Origin of the sequence: Mesorhizobium sp. M7D.F.Ca.US.004.03.1.1 (assembly GCF_003998635.1) — a bacterium.
GTDB lineage: Bacteria > Pseudomonadota > Alphaproteobacteria > Rhizobiales > Rhizobiaceae > Mesorhizobium > Mesorhizobium loti.
In genome coordinates, this window is record NZ_RZQG01000782.1 from 1 (window position 1) to 2,826 (window position 2,826).

The 2,826-nt window shown below is 64.4% G+C and carries 3 protein-coding genes; 2 read left to right on the top strand and 1 reads right to left on the bottom strand.

The genetic code is table 11. The features are described from left to right. Positions 1-1,606, top strand: a 1,606-nt coding sequence (locus tag EN935_RS29735) for a cobalamin-dependent protein (RefSeq protein WP_127373907.1), incomplete at its 5' end; no start/stop codon positions are given. A gap of 41 nt (positions 1,607-1,647) precedes the next feature. Here EN935_RS29735 and EN935_RS29740 read toward each other — a convergent pair. Continuing rightward, the gene (locus EN935_RS29740) at positions 1,648-2,394 is read right to left on the bottom strand and encodes an SDR family oxidoreductase (RefSeq protein WP_127373908.1); all 747 of its coding nucleotides are present in this window, start codon (positions 2,392-2,394) and stop codon (positions 1,648-1,650) included. Between EN935_RS29740 and EN935_RS29745 the strand changes: the two genes are divergently transcribed. Continuing rightward, positions 2,369-2,826: thiamine pyrophosphate-dependent enzyme (locus tag EN935_RS29745; RefSeq protein ID WP_245489082.1), on the top strand; the 458-nt coding region annotated here is incomplete at its 3' end. The two genes, EN935_RS29740 and EN935_RS29745, sit on opposite strands and share 26 nt — an antisense overlap.

Genomic DNA, 2,826 nt, shown 5'->3' on the forward strand with positions numbered 1-2,826 from the left:
GTCCGAGGCCGCGTGGAAGCGCAAGGCGGCGGCTGAAAAGCGTGTCATGCAGCACGCCCATATCGGCTTCAGAAGCGTCGACCGCACCGTGGCGGCGATCGGCGAGGTGCACGAGCAATGCCGCAAGGCAGGCGTAACGGTCGACCGTTTCGGCATCACCCTCGACTGGTCGATGGGTTATCCCCAGGCCATGCGCGCCAAGGCTGCGCGCGGCACCGGCATCGTGCTCACCGGCCCAGAGGATTTCGCGCGCATCACCAATGCGGCGCCTGCTGCCGCCCATTTCGGCGACTTCATGCTCGGCCTGCCGGGCGCGGTGGAAAACACCCGCGCCGCGATCGCCGCCGGAGCAACGGCCATCGGCAATCTGGGACAGTATTTCACCTTCCGCCTGCCCTATTGGGACGATGACGTGGCGACCACGGAAGCGACCGTCACCGCGCTCGGCCTGATCGCCGCGCAGGAGGCCGAAATCCTCGTCCATTCCAATCTCGACGACGGCTTCGCCGGGCTGTTCATCGACATGGCCTGCGCGCTCGGCATGGTGCTGGTCGAAAAGCACATCGTCGAGGATCTGATCGGCGCTCGGCTCGGCCATTGCTACGGCCACCACTTCAGCGATCCGCTGTCGCGCGCTGCTTTCCATTCCGCGCTGGTGCGGGTCAGCGACACGCCAGGCACCATGATCTTCGGCAACACCGTTTCATATCAGTCGACCCCGGCGGGCAACTACGCCAGCCTGGCAAGTTATCTCCTGGCCGACATTCTCGCCGTTGGGCGATGGCCCTCTGGCCATGCGATCAATCCGGTGCCGGTGACCGAGAACCAGCGCATTCCCGATGTCGATGAAATCATCGATGCGCAGACCTTCGCACATCGGCTCACGCTGCACGCACCGTTCTACGATCCGGTCTTCGACTGGACCAAGGTGGAGGCAATGGCCGATGTGCTGGTCGAAGGCGGGCGCCGTTTTGCCGATGCCGTCATGAAGGGGCTGGCCGAGCGCGGGGTGGATACCGAAGACCCGGCCGCGCTGATGTTCGCCATCCGCCGCATGGGGCCGAAACGCATGGAGGCGCTGTTCGGCCCGGGCGCGGACGGCATGCGCGGGCGCACGCCGCTGATCCATGCCGAATGGGCACGCGAGCTCAACCATAAGGCCGTCGCCTGGGTCGCGGCACAGAAGCCGCTCGAAAGCCCTAAACCCCTGACCGTCTGCATCGGCACGACCGACGTGCATGAGCACGGCAAATATCTCGTCGAACAGGCGCTCGAAGGCCTGGGCATCGTCATCGCCGATGCCGGTGTGGCCGTCGACCCGGAAATGCTCGTCGCCCGCGCCGCCGAAACCGGGGCCGATGCCATCGCCGTCAGCACCTACAACGGCGTGGCGCTGCGTTATGCACAGGCCGTGAAAGCGGCGATGGCGGCACGCGGACTTGCCTTGCCGGTGCTCATCGGCGGACGATTGAACGAAGTGCCCAAGGAGTCCAATTCGGGCCTGCCGGTCGACGTGACCAAGGATATAGCGGACCTAGGCTGTCTGCCCTGCGCCGACCTCGACGAAATGCTGAGTGCCCTGCGTTCCATCCGGCCGGTTGCCTGAAGCGGGTAGGTTTCGTTTTCCGCCATCGACTGGCGCGCGCCTCACCAGGCGCTCATGCCGCCGTCGACCGTCAGGATCGAGCCGGTGGCGAAAGAAGATTCGTCGCTGGCGAGCCACAGGATTGCATTTGCGATTTCAGTCGGTTGCGCGACGCGATTCATCGGCGAACGTGCGTTCAATGCCGCGACAAACCCCTGAGGATCGGGATGGGTTTCCAGCATGCTTTCGAAATAGCTCGACCAGGTAACGCCCGGCGCCACGGCATTGACGCGGATCTTGTCTGCAACATGGTCAAGCGCCATGGCACGCGTCAGCGCCGCGACGCCGCCCTTGGAGGCGACATAGGCCGCCCGATCGGCAAGTCCGACATGGGCCACGTTGGAAGCGGTGTTCACGATCACCCCGCCACCACTCGCGGTCATGACGGGAATGACATATTTGGAGCAGAGAAAGACGCCCTTGAGGTTCACGGCCATGAGCGCGTCCCAATCCGCCGCCGCAGTGGTGACGACCGAGCCGCGTATGCCGTAACCGGCATTGTTGACCAGGATGTCCACCCGGCCGAATGCCTCTTGCGCGCGGCGTACCATCGTCGCCACGGAGGCTTCGTCCGAGACGTCGGCCTCCGAGGCCAGTCCTCCGGTCCTGCCAGCCACCTCGCTGGCCCGCACGCCGTCGCGGTCGACGATCAGAACGCGCGCGCCCTCCTTCACAAACAGCTCCGCGACGGCGGCGCCGATACCGGCGCCGGCTCCGGTGACGATGGCTGCTTTGCCCTTCAAACGCATGATCGATCCCCTTTTCAAAAACTTGTTTTGCTCTATTTTGCAGAAGCGCTTGCAAAGTGTCGACACTTTTGTATTTAATTTCGGCACGAACTCGGGGATATCAGTGAAAAACACTCCTTCCGTCGAACAACACCTGGAAATCTATCGCCGGATGCTGCTGGTGCGGCATCTGGAAGAGAGCCTTGGAGCGCTTCACAAAGAAGGACGCACGCGCGGTCCGATCCATCGCTGCGATGGCCAGGAAGCCGTCGGCGTCGCCGCGACCGCCGTGCTGGAGGCGGGTGACAAGGTCGCCACCACCCATCGTGGCCACGCGGTCTATATCGGCAAGGGCATGGCCGTGCACCCCGTGGTGGCCGAGATCTTCGGGCGGGCCACTGGTGCCTGCGGCGGGCGTGCCGGCCACATGCTGGTAGCCGATGCCGAAAGGGG

Bases quoted from the DNA above. Each gene is read 5' to 3' on its own strand.
- EN935_RS29740 (WP_127373908.1), bottom strand. From the start codon at position 2,394: ATGCGTTTGAAGGGCAAAGCAGCCATCGTCACCGGAGCCGGCGCCGGT.